A 20,801-nucleotide genomic window follows, 5' to 3' on the forward strand; every position below is an offset into this window, starting at 1 on the left:
CGAAGCTGCGGCAGGGCAGCTATTTCCCCGGCTTTCTGGAACCCCGCAAGACGTCCGAGAAGGCGCTTGTTGCTGTGATCCAAGAAGCATGGATGGGCGGCGTGTCTACGGGCCGGGTTGATGAGTTAGCGCAGGCTATGGGCTTGTCTGGCATCTCCAAGAGCACAGTGTCGAAGCTGTGCAAAGACATTGATGAGCGCGTGAACGAGTTCCTGAACCGCCCGCTCACCGGCGAATGGCCGTTCGCCAATGTCTCTCGGACCATTGGCGTTCGATTGGCTCACTCTGGCTGGACGCGAGATATCTCAAGGTCCGCCAGGGCGACCGGATCGTCAGCGTGGCGGCGATAATAGCGGTTGCGGCCAACACCGACGGGCGACGTGAGATCATCGGCCTTGGATCAGGCCCGTCTGAAGCGTTCACCGGGGAAACGATCCCCCGGATCGTTTCCTGGCCCGGCTTACCCTTCTGGATGGACGTCCTGCGGGGACTGAAGGCGCGTGGGCGCGATGGCACCAAGCTGGTGATCAGCGACGCCCACAGTGGCCTGCGTGCCGCCATCGAGCGTGTGTTTGAGGGTGAGCCTGCGAACGGGCAGCGCTGCCGCGTCCACTGGATGCGCAATGCGCTCGCCCATGTGTCACGCGGCCAGCACACCGTCGTGGCCGCACTCGCCATCGGGCTCGAACCAATGGCGCCTCAATGGCTCGTTCCGCCAGGCCTTCGACCAGCCCGACCGCGCATCAGCCGGAGAAACATGGCGCAAGGTGGCAGATCAGCTTCGCCCCCGCCGGCCCAAACTGGCCGAGCTGATGGATGCCAGTGAGCACGACGTCTTGGCCCGCATGGCCTTCCCGCGCCAGCACCGCACCAGGTTACACAGCACCAACCCGATCGAGCGCCTCAACAAGGAGGTCAAACGCCGCGCCGATGTCGTCGGGTTCGGGCCCTCCTTCGAACCGATGGCAGTCCGGCCCTCACTTCCGAACGAAGCCTCAATCATTCGCCGGATCGGTGCTGTGCTGTTCGAGCAGAACGACGAATGGCAGACCGCCAGCCGCTACATGCAGGTCGAAGCCTTCGCCCAGATCGACCACGAGCAGACCGATCCCATTCTCAGCATCACGACACAAGCCGCCTGATCATGGCCTCAGGCCACCCGACCAATTACAACACCTTGACGGACGTGACCCGGACGGGCGCAAAATTGCCTGTCCCAGTACCGTTTGCGCACCTCCGGAAACTCCATTTGAATACGGCGCGACGAGCGGTCCTTTATCCGCCGCATGACCTGCGACAGCGACAGATTCGGCGGTATCTCAAGGCACTGTTTGGACGCTTCGTGTTGTAGTGCCGCCTCCATCGCTCGATCAGGATTTGGGCCTCGCGCAGGCTGGAGAAGATTTCTCCGTCGAGCAGTTCGTCGCGGAACCGCCCGTTGAAGCTTTCGCAATAGCCGTTTTCCCAAGGGTGAGGCGGAGCAGTAATTGGTCGGGGGATCAATTCCCCAACGAACGGCTCGATGTAAGCCGTCTTTGCGCGGACGGCACCGATCCAGTCCCGGACGGCCTGGGCGACAAACTCCGGACCATTGTCCGAGCGTATGAAGACTCTGCCTTGATCGCCAGGCACTCCTTGCTGTCTTCGTCCACGATGTTGAGGGTCCAGAAAGCCCGTCCATCATTGGTCCCGCAATCACACCGACATCGATCAGTGCCATCAGGACCCCGGCTCAGGCCCGCCTCGACAGGCGGGCAAAGGCGCCACTACGGGCTCCGGGTGTCACGCTAGGACTACCACCATACCACTTGTGATCAGCCTGCGAGATACGTCCGGAACCATGCGATCATGCGCTGCTCAGCCAGCGTCGCGGCCGCTTCGTCATATCGCGGTGTCGTATCGTTGTGAAAGCCGTGGTTCACGCCGGGGTAAATATACGCTTCGTACCGCTTGTCGTTCTCCTCCATGGCTTTCTGAAACGGCGGCCACATTGCGTTGATACGCTGGTCGAGAGCTGCAAGCTGGATCATCAGCGGTGCTTCGATCCCGGCGACCTGTTCCGCATCGGGGAATGAGCCGTAAAAGGGCACCCCTGCGGCCATTTCAGGATAAGCTGCCGCCAATCGGCTCACGACGCCGCCACCGTAACAAAAACCGGTTGCCCCGACCTTGCCGTTTGTGCCCTCCATAGCCTGAAGATATTCAAAGCCCGCAAAGAAATCGTTCAGCAGTTTTCCCTGATCAAGGGTCCGCTGCATCTCGCGACCTTCATCATCCGTGCCGGGATACCCTCCCAGAGACGACAGGCCGTCGGGTCCCATGGCGATGAAACCAGCCTTCGCCAGACGCCGCACCACATCCCGGATATACGGGTTCAGCCCCCGGTTCTCATGTACCACCAGAACGGCTGCGGGCGGTCTATCGGGATCAATCTCGGTGGGGCGGACGAGATAGGCGGTGATATCACCCGTACCGTTCGGGCTCGCATAAACGATATCTTCACCCGTGATATCAGGATCATCGTCGGCCACCTGCTGAGCAAGCGCATAATTCGGCGACAGCGTATTGAGAATGGCGGCGGCCGTCAGACCTCCAACCGCCCACTTGCCAGCCCGATCAAGAAAATCTCTTTTCGAGATTTTGCCGTGAACGTAATAGTCGTAGAGATCGAGGAGGTCCTGATCGAAATCGGCCGCTGTTAATCGGCGGGCAGGCGCATGTTCGTTCATTTAAGGTCTCCCGAAAAAAGTACTGACATATGGACGTCTCTCTGCAGATCAGTTCTGCATCCTGACAACTTTGGCGCGTGGATCGTCCAGTCACCGAGATTATGATCAGATTCCAGCATAACCAGTCAATCCTTGAAACCGCCGTAGATCTCAAAGGAGGATGAATGCCACCGCCCCACACGATGGGCCGGCTGACCGACGCGGTCGATCATCCTTGAAAAGAATGTCTGAAAACGGCGATGTCACGTTAGCTCGAAGCTTGTTGACGCCGCCGTGATATCATCCAGGCTGAGGCCGATATCTCAGTCGCAAATCAGCTGCAAACGCCACTGTGTCCTGCCTTAGATTATCGCTTATGCCGTTTGGCTATGCATTCGCTTCGACCTCAGCCCAAACTAAGTCGAAGAAATGTTACAGAAGCGCGGGATCGACGTTTCTTACGTGACCATCCGGCGGTGGTTCCTCAAATTCGCCCCGCAGATCGCCTGCGGCCTGCGCTGACGGCAGGCCCGGCTGGGATGTTTAATCGCACGGTTTGATCGTGTGAACCATTCTCGGAAATGAAAGAAAGCGTTTCGGGACAAGTTCGTCATGGGAGCGCCGCGACCACGCACGCCGTCAGAACTGCAATACGAGCTGATGCAAGCTTCACTCGCGCAACTGAGCCGGGAGTTGGGGATCAATCCCAAGACCGTCGCGAAGTGGCGTAAGCGGCAGACGGTGGAAGACCAGAAGACCCGTCCGAAAGAGCCGCGTTCAACTGTTTTGAGCGCGGAGCAGGAAGCCATGATCGTCGCGTCCCGGCCGCACCCTCTGTTGCCGCTGGAGTTCGAGCGTCAGGCAAACGATCCGGGCGCGCGTCTGTAGCGACGAACGGTCTTTATGCATTCCAGCCGTCGATCCCGCATCTGACACGTTCTTCTCTGAATCGCTGTCTTCAACGATAAGCCATGTCGCGCCATTAGCCTGTGAACCGGCATCCAAATTTGACCCACTTGGATTGGTTATGAGCGAGTAAAATTGCCCCACCTGATTTCGTTAACATCTGCGCAGAATTGTGCGGAGGAAAGAGCGGGTGTTATTGATGGATAATGCGGGAAGGCCGCAGCATCCGATCTGTGGCGCGGGCGACCGGATAGTCGCGGAACACGATCCAGAAGGAGCGTGTTGAATAGATCAAAGTCAGGGCGCATTTGCCGCTTTCCCTGCCTGATCAGATGACACGCTCATAGGCAGCGCGACCGAGGTCGGTCATTCGGTTGAGGGCTTCGACGGCGATTAGAGTCTCGGTCGTCTGGCTCTCCATATTTCGACCTCGTAGCTCGGGCCCGATCACCTGCTTGTAGCGGCCGATCTGGGCTTCGACACGGGAGCGCTGACCGAAGCCGGTCGCCTTCTGCCAGGCGATACGACCGTGGTCGGCGCTCATCGGGATATGGGCATTGTGGACGTCGCAATCGCCGGGGACGGCGTTACCCGGTGGGTGAGAGGCGATAGAGAATTGATCCGGTGGATCAATTCAGCCTCGAACGGGCGGAGCCCCGGAGGAATGATTACCTCCACATCCGGCCCGAAGGCTTCCTGTATCGTCGCTGCGGGCGGCGCGCCGTCATAGGCGCCGTCGCCAAGGAAACGGCACACAGCCTCCGCCACCTGAGCCAGCAACCCGGGCAGCGCGGCGGGATCGCCGACATGCTCGGTGGTCAGGCTGGACGTGACGATGTGACCGCTCTCGGGATCAAGGCCGATATGCAGTTTGCGCAATGTTTTGCGAGCCTTCGGCAGCCTGTGCTTCTCGCTCATCCAGTCCCGACCGCCATGGATGCGCAGACGCGTACTGTCTACAATAAGCGTGATCGAACCGCCTGTGGGCTTTCGGACCGACGCGATCTTCAAGGACGGCGCGCGGCGGCAGAGCGTGGAGAAATCCGGCACGGGTAGTTCAATCCGCATGAGCCGCAAAAGACTTCGCACGAAGCCCTGCGATGACGAAGCGCCAGTCTGAGCACGACGCGCATGGTCAGGCAGGCCTCGATCGGCAGGTCCGAATATCGCCGCTGCGTACCGCGTTTGCCAGAGGGCGGTGAGCTCCTGCCGGCCATCGCATCCTCGCTGAGCCAGACCGTCACATCACCGCGCCGACGAAGGCTCTCGTTGCATTCCACCCAATTCGTAACCCGGTACTTTGCCTTCGCAAACTTGTCCCGCCGTGACGCGGTGTGCTTGAATGGCATCCCGGTGTTCTGACCTCAGATCAGCCGACCGGCTAAGCCGTCGACCGACTTCATAAGACACGCTCGGCCAGAACCGTCATCGGTTTGGTGTGCGCTCCGAGAGCCTGGATCAGCTCAACTTGACCTTCGAAGAGGACGAGGAGATCGCTGAAGCGGCGGACGAGCAAGCCCAACCCGCGCAACCGCCCATTGAGGACAAGGCGCCCCGCCAGCATAACCGCAAGCCGTTACCTGATCATCTGGACCGGCATGATGAAAGAGGTGGTCCTTGAAATTCGACCAGTTTGCCGCCGTGCTAAGCTATAGCATTGGTTTCATTTCAGGCGGCAACCTTCAGGTCCGGAGATTGCCTGTCATAGGCCTCGTCCGGCGTCATGATCCCATGTRATGAGTGCGGGCGTCTTTCGTTGTAGTAGCTGATCCAGTCACCGATCCCGTCCCGGGCTTCGGAACCTGTTTCGAAGGCGTTCAAGTAGACGCATTCGTATTTGAGGGATCGCCAGAGCCGCTCGATCATCCGGTTGTCGATCCAGCGGCCCCGGCCATCCATCGAGATTTTGATCTTTGCGTCGCGCAGCACGTCGGTGAAGTCGGTGCTGGTGAGTTGGGATCCTTGATCGGTGTTGAAAATCTCGGGGGTGCTGTATCGAGCCAGCGCTTCTTTCAAAGCCTCGACGCAGAACCCCGCGTCCATGCTGTTCGAGAGCCGCCAGCTCAGCACCTTCCGGCTGTGCCAATCCATGATGGCCACGTGATAGAGAAACCCCCGGCGCATCGGGATGTAGCTGATGTCAGCACACCAGACCTGGTTAGGTCGGGGGATGGGTAAGTCCTTCAGAAGATATGGATATATCTTGTGCTCCGGGTGCTTCTTGCTGGTCTTCGGTTCCTGGTAGATAGGCACCAACCGCATGAGCTGCATCAGCCGCCGCACACGATGTCGGCCGCATTTATGTCCCGCGCGAGCCAAGTGCCGGACCATCTGGCGTGAGCCATACCATGGCGTCTCGAGGAACTGACAATCGATGATTTCCATGAACTTCAGGTTCTCGGGGCTTTCCCCACGCGGCTGGTAGTAGAGGGTTGAGCGTGCCAGTGACAGCAGGCTGCATTGCCGTCGGACGCTAAGATCGGGATGGTCTTTCTTCACCGTGCAGCTCGCCGTCGGAGAATTGCTCCACGACCGATGCGAGGTGCTGGGGCCGGGGGCGCATGGCGAGGGCTTGGGGGTTCTGTGAAGTGCCACTTAAGGATTTTCCCTCGCCGTCACCTATGGAATGTTCTTAGATCATCCATCTGGTGACGCAAGATGCTGATAAATATAAAACATCTAAAAAGTCGTGGTTCGTTAAAGCAACATTCTGGAAATTAACGTAAGCTATTGAAAATATCAAAGTTATGGTCTGTTGTAAGGCTGTCTAGCGAACTGTGTCACGCAATCCATCCTTCGAGAAAAATTCGTCGTGAACCAACACCTGAAAAGCGCCTTCGATATCCTGATACATTTCTTCGTATTTAAACGCGGAATCTTGAAGGGAAATGTGCTCTGGTATTGTGTCATCAACTCTGACGTCTATGTCGCTTAATTGTTTGAGCGCACTCTCATATCGCGCGTCAAACGCACTATTTAAGAACCTACCAACTGTAAAAAACACTCGTTGATCCTTTGTGACATTTTGAAAATCCCTTATCATACGCATCAATGCGAGACATTTAGCGAGCTCTTCTAGATAGCTTAGGCGTGCCTTCGGAATCTCTCTGTATTTTAACAGATCTTCATGATGCGCAGGTTGATATCTGTTAGGAACTCTGCCCCGTCTTCTCCAAGCGCCGATGGCGCTCTTACCGAGCTGTAATGCCGCAGCTAGATCTGTGTCTGTTTGGACACTGTACAGCGCCTTCAATGCGGTAATAGTCTCTTCCACGTCGTCCACTTTGTCACCTCTTGAATTCCACTTTGTAGACTGTTAGTGTTGCAAAGTGCAGAGTACGCACTGTAGCGGAAAAATGTGGAATGCAGAAGCCTTCGCCTGAACTTTTAAGAAGTGTGCGCGCGTCGTTGGTGGAACGCGGAACTTCGCTAAATGCGTTCTGCATTAAGCATGGGTTTGTTCGGCAGGCTGTCACGCAGGCTCTGTCCGGCGAGCGCTGTGGCCCAAAGTCAGTGGCATTGGCTCAGCGTTTCCTTACAGCCGTGGGCATGATCGAATGACAACGCCGGTAATCATACCGTTACGCGCTGTTGCAGACGCTTCACAAAGGTCCCTGCGCGGCCTTCAAAAGGCGGCAAAAAATGGACATCGATGGTCCGGTTTTGATCTCCCTTTCGTTCAAATGAACGATACTCAGCGAGACTCCTCGCGTCGTCGTTGGGCACTCGACCTATCGCGGGCTTCGTCAGAGTTTCTTGACGCATTTCCGGCACTGAGATCGCACCTCGCCCCTAATAATGTCGACGTTTCAAGAGACCGCTCATCCAAGGTCGAACCTTGGCGGTTGCGGGTTCAATCAGAGCGCTTTGACATTATCCGACCTGCCATTGACACGCCGCCCCGCTCGGCAGAGCGGGCAGCCGCGCTGAAGCTGATCGCCAGTAAACCGATCAATTATCGGGGCAAGCCACAAAAGCTGACCGTCAAGGCATTGCGGGGCTGGTTGCAAGCCTATGAGCAAGAGGGCCTGATCGGCTTGACGCCGAAGGCTAACGGCCAACCCGGCAAAGTCCGTGTTTTGGTTAGTCGAGCTTGGGATCATGAGATCGATTTACCAGACGATGTGCGGGTCGAGGTCGCCAAAAAGGTCGCCGCTGACGCCCGCAGTATGATGGCGAATGACGGGGTTTCGCAGCGCGAGGTTTTGCGGCTGTCCGGGCAGCGATTAGCGCGCCATTGCGCGGAACACGGGTCAAAGCTGCCGTCTTCGAAGCTAAAGCAGATCTGTAGGCTGAATGCCAAATGGGCCGACCGTGCCGGTTTGAAACAGTACGCACTGGTTGCAACCCACGACAAAGATCACAAGGCTTTTCAAGACGCCGAAGTCGCCCGCATTCGCCGGGATCTGCACTCTACTCCGATGGGATTGTTGATCGGGGATGTCCACTATGCGGACATTCTTGTCGAAGAGGAAGCCGAACCTGTCCGCGTTCGCCTGATTGCTTGGCTGGATGCGTCCAGCCTTTTCGCATGGGTCACACCGGTCTTCCTATCTAAAGGTAAGGGCATACGACAAGAGGATGTGGCAGCCTCGCTGGCGCAAGTTGCCATGTGCCCGCACGGTGGAATACCGCAGGAATTCTACCTCGATAACGGCTCCGAATACGGCCAGATCATGCCCTCAATGGGACGGCTTGCCGTCCTGGCTGACCGTGAATTCAAGGTTACGCTGGCCCGCCCATATAGCCCGACCTCGAAGGGAGAGATCGAAGGCTTTTTCGGCATCCTTGAGCCGATTTTCAAAGGCTTGCCGGGCTGGATTGGAGGCGACCGGACCAACAAGAAGACCGCCAACAAAGGTAAGGTGGTCGAGCCTTACAAACGAGGGCTCGATCATTTGGCACAAGACATTCTGGCTGCGGTCGCAATCTACAATGACAGGCCACAAACCGGGCGTTTAAACGGCCTCTCACCGATAGAAATGTTGGAGCGCCGAATAGATGAGACCGGCTTTGTCGCCCGCGTCCCCAGCGAGCGCGCATTCGATCTCATGTTCAGCAAATCCGAGACCCGCAAAATCCGGCAAAGCATGATCGAATATGATCACCGCCAGTGGTATTGTCGCGATCTGGCAAAGCTCCCGGCAGGAACGCGTGTCGAGATCCTCATTCCGCTACGCGGCGTCTCTGACCTTCTCTTCGTGCGTCACCGGGATCTGGGCGACGGCTGCTGGGTCCAGCCTGAGCAGATTTATCAGCATGGCGACAGAGATGGTGCACGCCGCCAGTCGGAGTTGGAGCGGCACAAGAAAGATGTCGTGCGCGCTCTGAGGCAGCAGATCGACCCGACAATCTCAACATTCGAGTTTCAAAAGCAGGCGATTGAGCGGATCGCGCCGAACGCGCCATCCCCTGAATTCTGGACGCAGGCCATCGACAAGACGGCGGTGCCGCCCGGCCCGGCCGAGATTGAAGCCGATGAAGACCAGAAGCGTCGAGCGGAGATTGAAGACTTCCTTCGCCACTACCGCGCGGGAGAAGAGCGAAGGGCCGGTGAGACGTGATTGGCGTCTACTCTCATCGGCCCTTCTGGATGCAACCCTGTCAAAGGATTGAGCCATGACAGACTTACCAGACATACCTACCATTGAAACGGCGGTTTTCGCAATATTGCGAGACGTCATTGGCGACGTTCTCACCGGTGCCGGGCTCGCAATTTGCCGTGGCCCGGTCGGCATTGGAAAGAGCTTCGCGCTTCGTCGGGCCATCGCCGAGTGTGAAAAGGCCGGGGCACTTGTGACCAGCATCACGGCTGCTGGATCATGCCAAGGCAAGATCGCAGAATTCCTGAGGGCGCTGCACGGTCGTGAGGGCGTATCGAGCGCCGAGGGCCTTGAACTCGCTTTCGGAATGCTCGCGGGCTATCCCTTCCGACCCTACGGGCAAAAATCGGTTCTGATCGTGGACGAAGCACAGGACCTTGCTGCTCCGATCATTGGGCAGCTCCGGGGTCTCTGGGATCGGGGCGATCTGGCAAGACTAGGCGACGAGTGGTGCCCTGCCTTCGGCATCGTCATGGTAGGCAACGACCAGTTTCTGAGCAATGGAACGCGCAAAGAGCGTGTCGATCTTCTGCCTCTTTGGGACCGTATCACACACAACATTCGCCTGCCCCGCCCATCGGCTGCTGAACATGCCGCCCATGCTGGTGCGCTCTTTCCGGGCGACAGCGCGGAGGTGAAAGACCTGCGAGCGATGGTCCAAGCCTTTGGAGAAGATCGCGGCAGTCTGCGCGCGGCTGCAAAGGCGGCGAGACAGGCCAAGATCCGGGCTGAGCAAGACGGCAAGCCCGTTACAGCCGATCACCTCGCTTTTGTCATTCGCATGATGGTAGGCCAGTCATGACCTTCAATGTGAACTCCGGACGCATGCTCGATACTGATCGGGAGATTTTCGTGACGCTGACCTTGAAGGCTTCGGACCTTGAGAACCTTCGTAAAGTGGTGGGCGATCTTGAGGCCTACCCGGATGTGGTGCGGAGCCATATTGCCACGATTGCGGGTCTCTTTGAACCGACTGAACTCACGGCTGACTTCGGAACAAAGCTCGCTGAGGCGGTGAAAGCGCTGCAACTTGATAACGAGCGCGCATCGACCCTCGCCACCATGCTCGTGCCTTACGTGCGGAGCGCGACGATCTCAGACCCTGCCGGACAAAAAGGGAGGCTGTCATGACTGATGGACATCTCACGGATCACGAGTGGAGACTGAAAATGGCTGCCGACGAAAGCGCAAGCTACGTACCCGGAAAATCCTTCGAGCAGATCGAGATCGAAAGAAAGGCGGAGGCGAAGCGCGATGCTGAATTCGTCAGTCTGGAGCTGTCTCGCGGAAACGCGAAGACCGCAGCCCTCCACATCGACAGGCAACACGATCTTCTTTTTGAGGCGGGAGAAGCGATGCGGTTTCTCGAAAACGCGGTGCGGTGCGGGATTTCAACCGACTATGACGCAGGTTTCGCTGCAATCCTGTCACTTTGCAGCATGACGCTCCGTGATCGCTATGAAGAGATGGAACCGACCATGCGCCAGCTCACTCGCGCGCTTCAAGATTGCACTGCGTCTCGCAAAGAGAAGGAAGCAGAGCCATGCTGAGCAACAAGCAGAAGGCGGTGTTGCATATCGCCAAGACCAAGCTGAACCTCAACGATGCCGCGTATCGGTGTGTTCTGGTTGAATTGGCGGGCGTGACGAGCGCGACTGAGATGGATCAGGACGGGTTCAACACCGTCATGGGGTATTTCGAATGGTGTGGCTTCGCGCCCATGACAGCCAAAGGGCAAGACTATGGGACCCGGCCCGGCATGGCGAGCTTCGCCCAGCTTGAGCTGATCCGCACGATCTGGCGGGAATACACTCATGGCAACTACGGGGGCGAGGCTGAGCTGAACAAATGGCTCTTTCGCACCTTCAAGCTGTCAAGCCTGCGGTTCATGACCAAATCGCAGGCACAGAAGGCCATCACCGCACTGAAGGCCATGAAGGCGCGGGCAGCCTGATCGATACCAATTCGTCCAGAGGGCGGCGCATTTGCGCCGCCCTTTTTACGTCTGGCGGGGCCATCCAATCCAACAGTGTTTAAATTCGCCGGAGCGCTTTCAAAAATGCCCTTCTTGCCTTGCAGTGCAGGGCAACAACCCTCGATCCTGATAGGCTCTCAGCGCGCCGCTCAGAGCCTCTGGCGAGCCCGATCAGCTTCTCTTGGCGCTATTTCGCTGAAGAAACATCTACCGGTCTCGGTAGCAGCATCACCCGTTATCATGACCGGCATCATTGTCGGTCGTGCGGACGAAGCTGAGTTTCCGACAGACGCGGACAATGAACGCTTTTCACCAAACGTCCGATGCCGTATTTCTCTATGCATGGAAAACCGTGACGATTTTAGAGCTCCCGTTAAAAGAACAATTGCGCAACGTGCAGGTTACCGATGTTCAAATCAAACCTGTATGCGCCCTACCATTGGACCAGACGGCGCCGACGAAAGTGCCAGCATTGGTGTTGCCGCGCACATTACTGCCGCTGCTGAAGGTGGGCCTAGGTATGATCCCAATTTGACTGCCGAGGAACGAGCCGCTGCCGAAAATGGTATTTGGCTCTGTCAGACTTGTAGTAGGCTGATAGACGTGGATGTCACCAGTCATTCCATTCATCAGCTTAGAGAGTGGAAAACCCTAGCCGAGATGCGTGCATATCTAGGCATACGCGGATTTGCAGTTGTAGTGTCTCGGAGCTTTCAGAAGCTTGAAAACATGATGCCAAACCTAGTAGCGGAAATGCGGGATGATTTAACTAACGAGCCATTCGTTCGTGAATTCATCATTGGTTCCAAGAACTGGTCCTACAATGGTGACCCGAAGAATCCCATTTTCTCTTATTATTTTGAAGACCACGACAACTTGAAGTCGATGCTGAAAGTGATGCAAAATTACGACGCGATCATTGAAACTACGTACAACAATGCCGACCGATTTGAGTTTACTGAAGACTTCGCAGAATTCCTCTTACTGCCCGTTTAGCTCTATTACTCAAGATTCACATTCAGGCGGAGTTGCCCGCCCGTTGTATCTGTTTTCTGAAAGCGGCCTTTAGCTGGACCGGAGATAATCGGTAGTGAGCGCTCGCTGCCGCCATTCACCATGCTACCTCTGGTAATCTTATGCCCTGCCTTAGCATGGCAGATGATCTGACTGCGACGGCATGATGCCTTGCTGAATACAGCACTCATGGTTTGCCCGTGTAGTCCTTCACCCGGCAGTCCGAGGACTCGGGGAATATGTTCCTGTGAAGAACAGCAGGAACAAGCCCGTGTCGTCATCCAACTGCATCACCGAGCACCTGATCGCGCTCAGGCAACAGCAAGGGCCTGACGCGGAGCGCTTGCTGATGGAGAATTTTGCGGGCGGACGGCACTACATCCCGCGTCGAGAAAGTGCGAAATTCGAGCGCCTGTGCGACCTCATCGGCGAGCCCGCCGCGACCTATCTCGCGGATTGCTGTGGCGGCTTCGAATGGGACTTTCCTTCCCAAAGGACATACGATCTCCGAAAGCACCGTGCAGCGATCCTTTCTGATCTGCGAAACCCCGACCTCACCCTGAACGATGTGGCCTTGCGCAACGGCATTTCCCGCCGTTGGGCGAGTATTCTTCGTCAACGGGGCAACGTTTACCCACCCAAACAGGACCCCTGACATGCTCAACAACAATGCCGCAATTGACGCGCTCTTCACCAGCTTCAATGCAATCTTCAACGACATTCACAGTGCCGCACCGACCTATTGGTCGCAGGTTGCCATGGAGGTTAAATCCACGGGCTCGGATGAAGCCTACGGCTGGATGACCTCACTGCCGCAGCTTCGGGAATGGATCGGTGAACGACATATCGCGACCGCACAGGCAGCCGCCTACGTGATCAGGAACCGCAAATTCGAGCAGACCATCCGGGTATCGCGAGAGGACATCGAGGACGATAAGGTCGGCATATATGCTCCGATGGTTCGGATGATGGCTCAGGCGGCTGCCAGCCACCCCGACGAACTGATCTTCCAACTGATGCGGGACGGCTTTGAGAAACCGGGCTTCGACAATCAGCCGTTCTTTGATGCGGATCATCCCGTGCGGGACAAGGACGGAAATGTCGCTTCGGTCTCGAATTTCGGCGCAGGAACGGAACCCATGTGGTTCCTTCTGGACACGACGAAGGCGGTCAAGCCGTTTATATTCCAAAAGCGGATCGGCTACACACCGCAGCGCCTCACCAATGATAGTGACTCGCGGGTCTTCACCAAGGATGAATTCCTCTACGGCACAAGGGCGCGGGTCAATGCCGAGTTCGCGCTGTGGCAACTGGCATTCGGATCTAAGCAGGCTCTGACTGCGGAGACATACGCCGCAGCCCGGCAAGGGATGCAGTCGATCAGACACGATGGCGGGCGGATCATGGGTGTTATGCCGAACCTCCTAGTTGTCGGTCCGGAAAACGAGACCGCCGCGCGCCAGATCCTGAAGGCCGCGCGGATCAACGGATCTGACAATATCTGGGCTGACAGCGCAGAGCTGATCGTCACGCCGCATCTGTCGGAGTGAGCAGATGTCCGACAGGATTGAAGCTCTCCCTTCTGATCTGCCCGCGTTACCGGCTGCGGGTGTGCCGGACGTATCCGAGGTTCAGCTCCTGCCCGCCGGACCAATCCGCCCGAAGGATGGGCGCGGCCCATGGTTTGTGCGCAATACGGCTGCCCTTCTGGCGGCGTCCAATGCCGCACTTGGCCGGGGCGTTCCTATCGATCTGGATCATGCCATCGACCTGGGAAAGAGCACCGCAGCGGCGGGCTGGGTCCGGCGCTTCCGGGCGAAGTCCGATGGAAGCATCTGGGCGGATATTGAGTGGACCCCGATGGGAAAACGCAGGCTGGAGGACCGCGAATACCGTTACATCAGCCCGTCATTGGTGGTGAGCGAGCGTGACGGCACCGTCTTGCGGATTGACCGCGCAGGGCTGACCAACACGCCAGCGTTAGAAATGCGGGCGCTTTGCGCAGCCGGTCCTGAGGCCGAAAGCGATCAAGAGACAAGTGAGAACCGCCGGGTTGTCTCAGAGCTGATTGCTGCGGGTCACATTCGTTCCGAAGACCGTCAGATGGCAATGGACCTCTGCGCAGTCAGTCGCGCTGCGCTAGAGGCTTGGGTCCGGTCCAAGCCCGGTGCACCGGCCAAGGATCTGTTTAAGGACTACCGCCGAAGCGGTGTTTTCGCCTGAGGGCGGCGCGACGGAATACCGGGTGATCAGGGTGGAACCCGGTGCCCTGCGGCGGGATCATGGTCGGGCCTGTCGCAGGGCAAATTTGATCGGAGGGGCGTCATGGACAACGCAGTAAACGATGACATCGAGCTGCTGGAGCACCACTTGAAGGTCGCTCACACCGCCTTTGAACAGGGCTTTAAAGCTCTTGAAAAGGCTTCATCCGAATTGGCGAAAATCAGGTCTGCGATTCGACAAGTGAATATTGGCAGTTTACCGCCTTGCTCTGTTCCTGTCACTGAACACCGACGCCAACACAAATCCGGGCGCCCCTCAAAGATCAATAATGACCCTGAATTGCAGGCGTTTATACTTGCGCGAATAGACCGGATGACATTCGTTGAATTGGCCTCCGCTGTTGCAGACCATTTCCCGCCATCGCGCCGGGTCGGGAAAAGCGCCATTCACGCATGGTACCGACGGCAGGCGCGTGACTGATCTGCTGTCCTGCTATTGATCCAATGCCCGACCCGTCACGGATCAGCGCGGGACTTCCGGGGTAGTCCGGGAACAATCCTTAAGTAACAGGCACAAAACATAGGTTACACCACAACCGCTTTTTGCCTCCAGTGCCGGGGATGAGACTGGAGGCTTCCAACAAAAAATCCCGTTCCACGACCAGCTGCCCGATTTTGACGTGCAGCTTTCCGACCTCTGCCGCCGATATCGTCGGCTCCGCGGTCGCCTGGCCGGTGAAGGCCTGTGCCATGTTCTCAATCGCGGTCCGTTTCCAGCCGCTGATCATGGTAGGCTGGATGTCATACTTCTTGGCCAGCTCGGCCGTCGTCAGCTCCTCGCGGATGGCTTCCAAAGCCACCTTCGCCTTGAACTCTGCAGAATAGCGTTTCCGTTTCGTCATTTCTGTGCGTTCTTCCTCAGACACTACAGATTAGCACCCGGTCCGAAATCCCGCGACCACCTCTATATGAGGCGAACGGCCAAACGAAGCTGAGCAAATCGCGGGGTGCCCGTGCCAGCACCCCGCAACCGGTCAGCCGGAGAGAGCCTCTCTGAACGCGTGCCAACTGCCTTTGGGTGTGCGGTCAAGAGTCTCGAAATCCACATGCACTATGCCAAAGCGCTTTTCATAGCCAAAGGCCCATTCGTAATTGTCGAGGAGGGACCAGTAGAAAAAGCCCTGAAGGTTTGCGCCGCCCTCCATGGCTTCGCGCGCAGCCGCGATATGGTCACGGATGTAATTGACCCGCGTCTCATCAGTCACGGCACCGCCGATCACCTCATCCGCCCAGGCCATGCCGTTCTCGGTGACCACGATAGGAAGATCACCGACATAATCCCGTGCCATACGGACCAGCAGGTTGCGGAGCCCCTCGGGATAAATCTCCCAGCCCATCTGCGTTTTCGGCAACGGCCCCTCATGGTTTCGGGTTGAGGGCCAGGGAAGGTCCGGCGCGTCTGAGACGAGAGACCGGGTATAGTAGTTGACGCCGAGCCAGTCGATGGGAGTGGAAATCACCGCCATATCGTCCCTCCAGCCATCAGGCATGTGCCGTTCCAGCCCCTCGAGCGCGACCTCGGGATAGGTGCCCTTGGCGATCGATTCGATGAACCAGCGATTGGTCATTGCATCCGCGCGGTCGACGGCTGCTTCCTGACCCTCACCGAATGGCAGAATGTCCGCGAAATTCAGAACAACCCCAAGGTTCTGATACCCGGCGGCGCGCAACCGATGAACCGCGAGGCCGTGCGCGAGTTGCACATGGTGCATCGCGCGCGCTGTGGCGCGAATATCCCGCAAGCCCGGCGCATGTTCCCCGATCAAATGCGACAATACACTGACGCACCAAGGCTCGTTAATAGTCGCCGTACGAACCACCCGGTCACCGATCCGGGCCATCACGACCTCTGCGTAATCGGCAAAGCGTTCTGCCGTCTCCCGGTTCATCCACCCACCGCGATCAGCGAGCGCCGACGGGAGGTCCCAATGATAAAGGGTGAGGTAAGGCTTCAATCCCCGGGCGAGGATACCATCGACAAGCTTGTCATAGAAGGCGAGCCCCTCCTCATTGACTGTGATCCCGTCCGGCATCACCCGCGCCCAACTCACCGAAAAGCGATAGGCATCGAAACCACCATCCTTGAGCAAATCCAGATCCGTCTCCCAGCGATGGAAGTGATCGCATGCGAGCGCGCCGTCCTCATTGCGGACAACATTTGAGCCAGTGGCCGCAAAAGTGTCCCAATGGCTCGACCCTGCACCGCCAAATTTGTGACCTTCGATCTGATAGGCCGCGGTCGCCGCGCCAAAGACAAAGTCATCGGGGAAGTCCGCGCGAGAAAACAGCGCCCTCTGAGGCTTGTTAGAAGGGGAATCTGACATACTATTCTACTCCTCTCAAAATTGAGATGTTCACAGCAAAGCTGTCCGAATTTTCATTTGCCCGTCGCATGATGAACCTCACAATGGAAGTCCGGAATCGTCAGCGGGCGCCACAGTAAAACCGGTCCGATCAGGATTTAGCTGCTCGCGGTCCACCTCCTGACCCGGCACTGCATCGAGAGACAATGTTTTGTCTCAAAACTGCTCCCGGGTGTAATCGAGCGCTCTCCATAGTGCCGGGTCGCAGTCTCAGCCATTGTCTCAAAAAATAGCAATGTGTCGGCAGCAGATCGACGCTCTTGGGACTTATCGAGGGTTAGACGAAACAAAAAAGAGCGCGCCAAAAGGCACGCTCTTTTCTTCAGCGAGGAAGCTCAGGAGTTGTCGGCAGCGACGATGATCTCGCCATCCGCGGCATTTTCGGCATCGGGTTTTTGATGCCCTTTCTTATGCTCTACCGGTTGCTCGACGGAAACAGGCCCGGTCGGTTCCAGGGCAGACGTCACCTCGGTCGCCGTCACCTCTACCGCGTCATCCGCAACTTCGGACGGCGCCGTGCTCTCCTCGGCCACTGGCTGGCTTTCCAGTTGGCCGACGATCAAAGGCAGCATCGCCGTCCCTGCTGGCATAGCGACCGTGCCTTCCTTGGGTTCCTTCCAGGCCAAGGTGTCAAACGCGCTACAATTGTCGCAGACCGCCGCCCATTCGCCATGAACCGTGTGGCAGTTTTCGCAGACCCATTGAGGACCGCGCGGGACTGTCGCCGCTTTGGTGAGCCAACCGCGCACAATCGCGTCATCGGAGCCTTCGCCCCGCTCAACAGCCGCCATGATGGTGACCGAGCGGGCCGTCGGGTGGCTGGTGGCCAGATCACCCAGAGCGCGCCGCGCGGCCGGGAAATCCTCGTTGGCAATGTGCAACTCAGCGAGCAGCATTCGCGTCTCGGGATGATCGGGGTGAATACGCGTCAAAGTGGTGAACCGGCGTACCCGCTGGGCGGCACTCTCCTCGGGCTGGATCTCGGCAAACGCTGCGGCCAGATCCGGATGCGGCTGGGCTTCCCAGGCTTTTTTCAGAACCCGGGTCGCGTAACGCTCCTGGTTGTTCTTGATATAACCACGGGCGGCCAGAACGGCTGCGGGGATCAGATCCGGCGACAAACGGTTGGCCTCGATCGCGCCTTCGCGTACCTCGGGCGTCAGGCTCTCATCAAGGAGTTCGCGGGCCCCGGACAGCGCCAGCACCGCGTCCCGGCGCTTGGCAACGTCGCGAGGCAGCGCGCCTTGTTTCGCCTTAGCGGCGAGGGTCTTGCGCGCGCCGTCCCAGTCCTTCGTGGCGGCCTGAAGTTTCAGGAGCGTATCCTGTGTCTCGCCGTGCTTGGGCTTTAGAGCGAAGGCTTCCTTGGCCAGCGCCAGTGCGGTTTCGGTGTTATCCTGCTCCATCTGATGTTTGAGCAGTCCGCGCACGCCGACAAAGCGGGTGCGTTCGTCTTGAACGAGTTGCTTGTAGACCTCTTCGGCCTTCTTCTTGTCGCCCGCGATTTCCGCGCCCTGCGCGAGCAACAGCCCCGTCACATCGGGCCGGCCCAGATAATGCTCGGCGCGTTCCGCTTTGGCCTGTGCCTCACGACCTTCGCCAGCCGCCACGGCCAGCATTGCATCACTGAGCGCCTTGAGGCCCTTCTTTTCGCGATTGCGCGCGAAATGCCGGGTCAGAGCTGTTTCATCGCCCGACAGGAACCGGATGAACGCCACCAGCAGCCCCAGAAGTTTCAGCCCAAGCCAGACGGCCAGCACGGCCAGAACAGCCGCAATCGCTGCCCCGAGCGGACCAAGCGTAATTTCCATGTCGGCAAAGGCAACACGGATGGAGCCATCTGCGTTCAGAAGTTGCCCCGCTCCGATGGCCAGAAGACCGACGATGGCGATAAAGATGACGACTTTGAGTAGGGACCAAAGCATCAGCGCGTCCTCACTGGTTGCTGACGGTGTCGCTCATCCCGGCCAGAGCCGAGCGGGCGTCCAGACGCGCCTGAGCACGGCTGGTCCAGTCAGAGAAGGTTTCTTGCCCGGCGGGGGACAGCTTGGCGATCTCGGCCAGCGTGCCCTCCAGATCGGACTCGGCGAGGCGGGCTTCGGCGCGGGACAGGACGGCGTCGGGATCGTCGCCTTCCTTTTCGCTCAGGGAGCGGACCCCGGCTTGCGCTTTCAGGAAGGCGCCAAGACGGTCCTGAACCCTGTCGCCTGCCGTTTCCGCGACCGAAGCAGACAGGGCCTGACGGGCCACAGCCGGGTAGGACGCCTGCAGCGCGGCCATCGTTGCCACACCGTCCGCAGCAGGAGCAGACAAAGCCTCAGGAACGTCCGCGCCGCTGGCACTTTGCAGTGCGCCGATAGCGTCGGCATACGGGTCGCCAATTTCCATCGCGGCGCGGATATCGGCGAGAGCGGCCTGCACCGAAATCCGGTTTGCCTCTGCCCGCGCTGCCGATTCGGCGTCCGCGATGGCGGTTTCCTGCTGTGCCAGCGTCTGCTTCTGTTCGTCTATCAGAGCGGCTTGCTCAGCAAGTTTTTCGGACTGGTCCTGCGTCAGGGCGCTCAGTTCATCGATACGGGCGGAGAGCTTCGACACCGTATCCTGTAGTTTCTGCGTGGCATCGCTGCCTTCAAGCGTCGCCAACCGGACCGCAAGAGCCTCGGTGATGCCCTTCAGATCGCTGCCCTCAAGATTGGCCAGACGTTCCTCCAGCGGCGAGAAATCGATCTCGGGCAATTCCGGCAAATCCGCTGGCAAACCATCCACGCGGGACATCAGCTCGTCCACACGGACCGCGACAGCGCCGATCAGCTCCTCGAAATTCGAGGCATCGGCAATCGGGGCTTCTGCGGTTTCCAACGCATCGATCCGGGCGCCAGTGTCGGCGGCAAACTGATCCAACCGCTCGGACTGTGCCTCTACCTCCGCCTGTACGCTGGCGAGGGGATCTTCGCCCTCCCCAGAGTTCAAAAGCGAAAAATCGGTGTAATAGGCGGCGACATATCCGATTCCGCCGGCAACAACGCCCCCCAGAAGCGTCGCCACAAAGGACCCGCGCCCCGAGGGGGATCGGGAGGGTTCCGGCGAGGTCACCACCAGATCGGTGGCTGTCTCATCTTTGGGCTCAGTGTCAGCGCCCGGGTTTGTGTCGGTCTCGCTCACGATGTCCTCTCTTCTCCAGCTCAGGTCTGCACCCTAAGCAGGTTGCTCAGGCGCAACAACCTGCAAGACGCGCCAGAACCGCGTTTGCGTTACTTTCTTTCGCAATTAGAGCGGTATCCCGCCAAGGCCAGTCCTCCAACGCTGCCGCGCTGATGCCGACCACCCGGATAACCGACGGCAGGTCCGTTAGTTCCGCAGAAATAAGTCGCGCGGATCGTCGGGAAAAAAGCGGCAGAACCGCTGGTTTGCCCGAGGCGATCCAGTCGTGGACGGCTATGCTGAGAGGAACGGCCATCTGATCGTAGGCAACGACGCTGTCCGCCTCTATCCCGGCGCGGCAAAGGTCTGACCCGAGATCCCCGGTCACGTGCCGCCCGTGGACATGAAGATATGGCCCGCCGCCGCGGGCGATCAGCACCTCCGTCAAGGCGCTTGCCGACCCGCCCAAAACCTCGCACTGCGCACCGGCCGCCTCGGCGACCGAAGCCGTGCGCGACCCGACCGCAATGGCGTGCCAGCCGTCGAGCCGCCCACCCGCTGCCCGCGCCGCCGCCCGCGCGCCATTCTCCGAGGTGAGGATCAGGGTGTGATGGGGCATTGGGCCGGTCTCGCACCATTCGATGTCCAACACGGGCGAAAACAGCACCGGACCTCGCCATCCCGCCAGTCTGGCTTGCTCCGCGAAACGCCGACTTGCCCCCGCGGGGCGGGTGAGAATCAGTGCGGTTTCAGAGGCTGCGGACACGGCTGCTCCATGGACGGGCGGGCTGCGCGATGCTACGCAGTGGAGA

General features: G+C 58.5%; 18 protein-coding genes and 8 pseudogenes. 13 read left to right on the forward strand and 13 right to left on the reverse strand.

Annotation, left to right across the window (positions count from 1 at the left end):
• Positions 1-1,142, forward strand: a pseudogene (locus FEV53_RS03705) (IS256 family transposase); the annotation flags it as partial.
• A gap of 53 nt (positions 1,143-1,195) precedes the next feature.
• On the opposite strand, the pseudogene FEV53_RS03710 reads toward FEV53_RS03705, so the two are convergent.
• The 3 genes and pseudogenes from FEV53_RS03710 to yghX all read right to left on the reverse strand — a co-directional run.
• A pseudogene (locus FEV53_RS03710) lies at positions 1,196-1,324 on the reverse strand (transposase); the annotation flags it as partial.
• Positions 1,276-1,688 (reverse strand): annotated as a pseudogene (locus tag FEV53_RS03715) (integrase core domain-containing protein); the annotation flags it as partial. The pseudogenes FEV53_RS03710 and FEV53_RS03715, both read right to left, overlap by 49 nt.
• 126 nt (positions 1,689-1,814) lie before the next feature.
• Positions 1,815-2,729: a YghX family hydrolase gene (gene yghX, locus FEV53_RS03720; RefSeq protein ID WP_142833479.1), complete on the reverse strand. Its 915-nt coding sequence runs from the start codon at positions 2,727-2,729 to the stop codon at positions 1,815-1,817.
• Between the two features lie 560 nt (positions 2,730-3,289).
• Between yghX and FEV53_RS03725 the strand changes: the two are divergent.
• Positions 3,290-3,673 (forward strand): annotated as a pseudogene (locus tag FEV53_RS03725) (hypothetical protein); the annotation flags it as partial.
• Between the two features lie 269 nt (positions 3,674-3,942).
• Here the strand turns inward: FEV53_RS03725 and FEV53_RS21180 are convergent.
• From FEV53_RS21180 to FEV53_RS22030, 3 genes and pseudogenes are all read right to left on the reverse strand, one after another.
• Positions 3,943-4,158: a hypothetical protein gene (locus FEV53_RS21180; protein WP_221931575.1), complete on the reverse strand. Its 216-nt coding sequence runs from the start codon at positions 4,156-4,158 to the stop codon at positions 3,943-3,945.
• Positions 4,155-4,625: a transposase gene (locus FEV53_RS21185; protein WP_425465473.1), complete on the reverse strand. Its 471-nt coding sequence runs from the start codon at positions 4,623-4,625 to the stop codon at positions 4,155-4,157. Before FEV53_RS21185 ends, FEV53_RS21180 begins: the two co-directional genes overlap by 4 nt.
• Positions 4,605-4,963 (reverse strand): annotated as a pseudogene (locus tag FEV53_RS22030) (transposase); the annotation flags it as partial. The gene FEV53_RS21185 and the pseudogene FEV53_RS22030, both read right to left, overlap by 21 nt.
• Positions 4,964-5,046: 83 nt before the next feature.
• Here FEV53_RS22030 and FEV53_RS03735 point away from each other — a divergent pair.
• Positions 5,047-5,235 (forward strand): annotated as a pseudogene (locus FEV53_RS03735) (IS66 family transposase); the annotation flags it as partial.
• Between the two features lie 47 nt (positions 5,236-5,282).
• Here the strand turns inward: FEV53_RS03735 and FEV53_RS03740 are convergent.
• Positions 5,283-6,113: pseudogene (locus FEV53_RS03740) on the reverse strand (IS3 family transposase); the annotation flags it as partial.
• 268 nt (positions 6,114-6,381) lie between these two features.
• Entirely contained in the window at positions 6,382-6,897 is a 516-nt protein-coding gene (locus tag FEV53_RS03745) for a hypothetical protein (protein ID WP_142833482.1), read from the reverse strand.
• Positions 6,898-7,171: 274 nt separating this feature from the next.
• Between FEV53_RS03745 and FEV53_RS03750 the strand changes: the two genes are divergently transcribed.
• The 10 genes from FEV53_RS03750 to FEV53_RS03795 all read left to right on the forward strand — a co-directional run bounded on the left by FEV53_RS03750 (position 7,172) and on the right by FEV53_RS03795 (position 14,909).
• Positions 7,172-9,178 carry an integrase catalytic domain-containing protein gene (locus FEV53_RS03750; protein ID WP_142833483.1) on the forward strand — a complete coding sequence of 669 codons (2,007 nt, stop codon included), beginning with the start codon at positions 7,172-7,174 and terminating at the stop codon, positions 9,176-9,178.
• 55 nt (positions 9,179-9,233) lie between these two features.
• Entirely contained in the window at positions 9,234-10,019 is a 786-nt protein-coding gene (locus FEV53_RS03755; RefSeq protein WP_142833484.1) for an AAA family ATPase, read from the forward strand.
• Positions 10,020-10,069: 50 nt separating this feature from the next.
• The gene (locus FEV53_RS03760) at positions 10,070-10,348 is read left to right on the forward strand and encodes a hypothetical protein (RefSeq protein ID WP_142833485.1); all 279 of its coding nucleotides are present in this window, start codon (positions 10,070-10,072) and stop codon (positions 10,346-10,348) included.
• 38 nt (positions 10,349-10,386) lie between these two features.
• Positions 10,387-10,767, forward strand: coding sequence for a hypothetical protein (locus FEV53_RS03765; RefSeq protein ID WP_142833486.1), 381 nt, complete (start codon positions 10,387-10,389; stop codon positions 10,765-10,767).
• Entirely contained in the window at positions 10,761-11,171 is a 411-nt protein-coding gene (locus tag FEV53_RS03770) for a regulatory protein GemA (RefSeq protein WP_142833487.1), read from the forward strand. Before FEV53_RS03765 ends, FEV53_RS03770 begins: the two co-directional genes overlap by 7 nt.
• Before the next feature lie 75 nt (positions 11,172-11,246).
• Entirely contained in the window at positions 11,247-12,188 is a 942-nt protein-coding gene (locus FEV53_RS03775; protein WP_142833488.1) for a hypothetical protein, read from the forward strand.
• A gap of 289 nt (positions 12,189-12,477) precedes the next feature.
• Positions 12,478-12,861 carry a hypothetical protein gene (locus tag FEV53_RS03780; RefSeq protein WP_142833489.1) on the forward strand — a complete coding sequence of 128 codons (384 nt, stop codon included), beginning with the start codon at positions 12,478-12,480 and terminating at the stop codon, positions 12,859-12,861.
• A gap of 1 nt (position 12,862) precedes the next feature.
• Positions 12,863-13,756: a Mu-like prophage major head subunit gpT family protein gene (locus tag FEV53_RS03785; RefSeq protein ID WP_185962092.1), complete on the forward strand. Its 894-nt coding sequence runs from the start codon at positions 12,863-12,865 to the stop codon at positions 13,754-13,756.
• A gap of 4 nt (positions 13,757-13,760) precedes the next feature.
• Complete coding sequence (locus FEV53_RS03790) at positions 13,761-14,429, forward strand: phage protease (protein WP_142833491.1); 669 nt, start codon at positions 13,761-13,763, stop codon at positions 14,427-14,429.
• Between the two features lie 102 nt (positions 14,430-14,531).
• On the forward strand, positions 14,532-14,909 hold the full coding sequence (locus FEV53_RS03795; RefSeq protein WP_142833492.1) for a hypothetical protein: 378 nt from the start codon (positions 14,532-14,534) through the stop codon (positions 14,907-14,909).
• A 163-nt stretch (positions 14,910-15,072) separates the two neighbouring features.
• Here the strand turns inward: FEV53_RS03795 and FEV53_RS03800 are convergent.
• The 5 genes and pseudogenes from FEV53_RS03800 to FEV53_RS03820 all read right to left on the reverse strand — a co-directional run.
• Positions 15,073-15,330 (reverse strand): annotated as a pseudogene (locus tag FEV53_RS03800) (transposase); the annotation flags it as partial.
• Between the two features lie 132 nt (positions 15,331-15,462).
• Entirely contained in the window at positions 15,463-16,812 is a 1,350-nt protein-coding gene (locus FEV53_RS03805) for a GH1 family beta-glucosidase (RefSeq protein ID WP_142833494.1), read from the reverse strand.
• A 374-nt stretch (positions 16,813-17,186) separates the two neighbouring features.
• Positions 17,187-18,773 (reverse strand): heme biosynthesis protein HemY, encoded by a 1,587-nt coding sequence (locus tag FEV53_RS03810; protein ID WP_142833495.1) that lies wholly within the window; start codon positions 18,771-18,773, stop codon positions 17,187-17,189.
• Positions 18,774-18,783: 10 nt separating this feature from the next.
• Complete coding sequence (locus FEV53_RS03815; RefSeq protein WP_142833496.1) at positions 18,784-20,010, reverse strand: COG4223 family protein; 1,227 nt, start codon at positions 20,008-20,010, stop codon at positions 18,784-18,786.
• Positions 20,011-20,056: 46 nt separating this feature from the next.
• The gene (locus FEV53_RS03820) at positions 20,057-20,755 is read right to left on the reverse strand and encodes a uroporphyrinogen-III synthase (RefSeq protein ID WP_221931578.1); all 699 of its coding nucleotides are present in this window, start codon (positions 20,753-20,755) and stop codon (positions 20,057-20,059) included.
• Between the last annotated feature and the right edge of the window lie 46 nt (positions 20,756-20,801).

It is taken from the genome of Palleronia caenipelagi, assembly GCF_007004065.1.
GTDB lineage: Bacteria > Pseudomonadota > Alphaproteobacteria > Rhodobacterales > Rhodobacteraceae > Palleronia > Palleronia caenipelagi.

Excerpts from the sequence above, each read along its gene's own strand:
- yghX (WP_142833479.1), bottom strand. The coding sequence starts at position 2,729 with ATGAACGAACATGCGCCTGCCCGCCGATTAACAGCGGCCGATTTCGAT.
- FEV53_RS21180 (WP_221931575.1), bottom strand. The coding sequence starts at position 4,158 with ATGAGCGCCGACCACGGTCGTATCGCCTGGCAGAAGGCGACCGGCTTC.
- FEV53_RS03750 (WP_142833483.1), top strand. The coding sequence starts at position 7,172 with ATGACAACGCCGGTAATCATACCGTTACGCGCTGTTGCAGACGCTTCA.
- FEV53_RS03755 (WP_142833484.1), top strand. The coding sequence starts at position 9,234 with ATGACAGACTTACCAGACATACCTACCATTGAAACGGCGGTTTTCGCA.
- FEV53_RS03765 (WP_142833486.1), top strand. The coding sequence starts at position 10,387 with ATGGCTGCCGACGAAAGCGCAAGCTACGTACCCGGAAAATCCTTCGAG.
- FEV53_RS03770 (WP_142833487.1), top strand. The coding sequence starts at position 10,761 with ATGCTGAGCAACAAGCAGAAGGCGGTGTTGCATATCGCCAAGACCAAG.
- FEV53_RS03785 (WP_185962092.1), top strand. The coding sequence starts at position 12,863 with ATGCTCAACAACAATGCCGCAATTGACGCGCTCTTCACCAGCTTCAAT.
- FEV53_RS03790 (WP_142833491.1), top strand. The coding sequence starts at position 13,761 with ATGTCCGACAGGATTGAAGCTCTCCCTTCTGATCTGCCCGCGTTACCG.
- FEV53_RS03795 (WP_142833492.1), top strand. The coding sequence starts at position 14,532 with ATGGACAACGCAGTAAACGATGACATCGAGCTGCTGGAGCACCACTTG.
- FEV53_RS03805 (WP_142833494.1), bottom strand. The coding sequence starts at position 16,812 with ATGTCAGATTCCCCTTCTAACAAGCCTCAGAGGGCGCTGTTTTCTCGC.
- FEV53_RS03810 (WP_142833495.1), bottom strand. The coding sequence starts at position 18,773 with ATGCTTTGGTCCCTACTCAAAGTCGTCATCTTTATCGCCATCGTCGGT.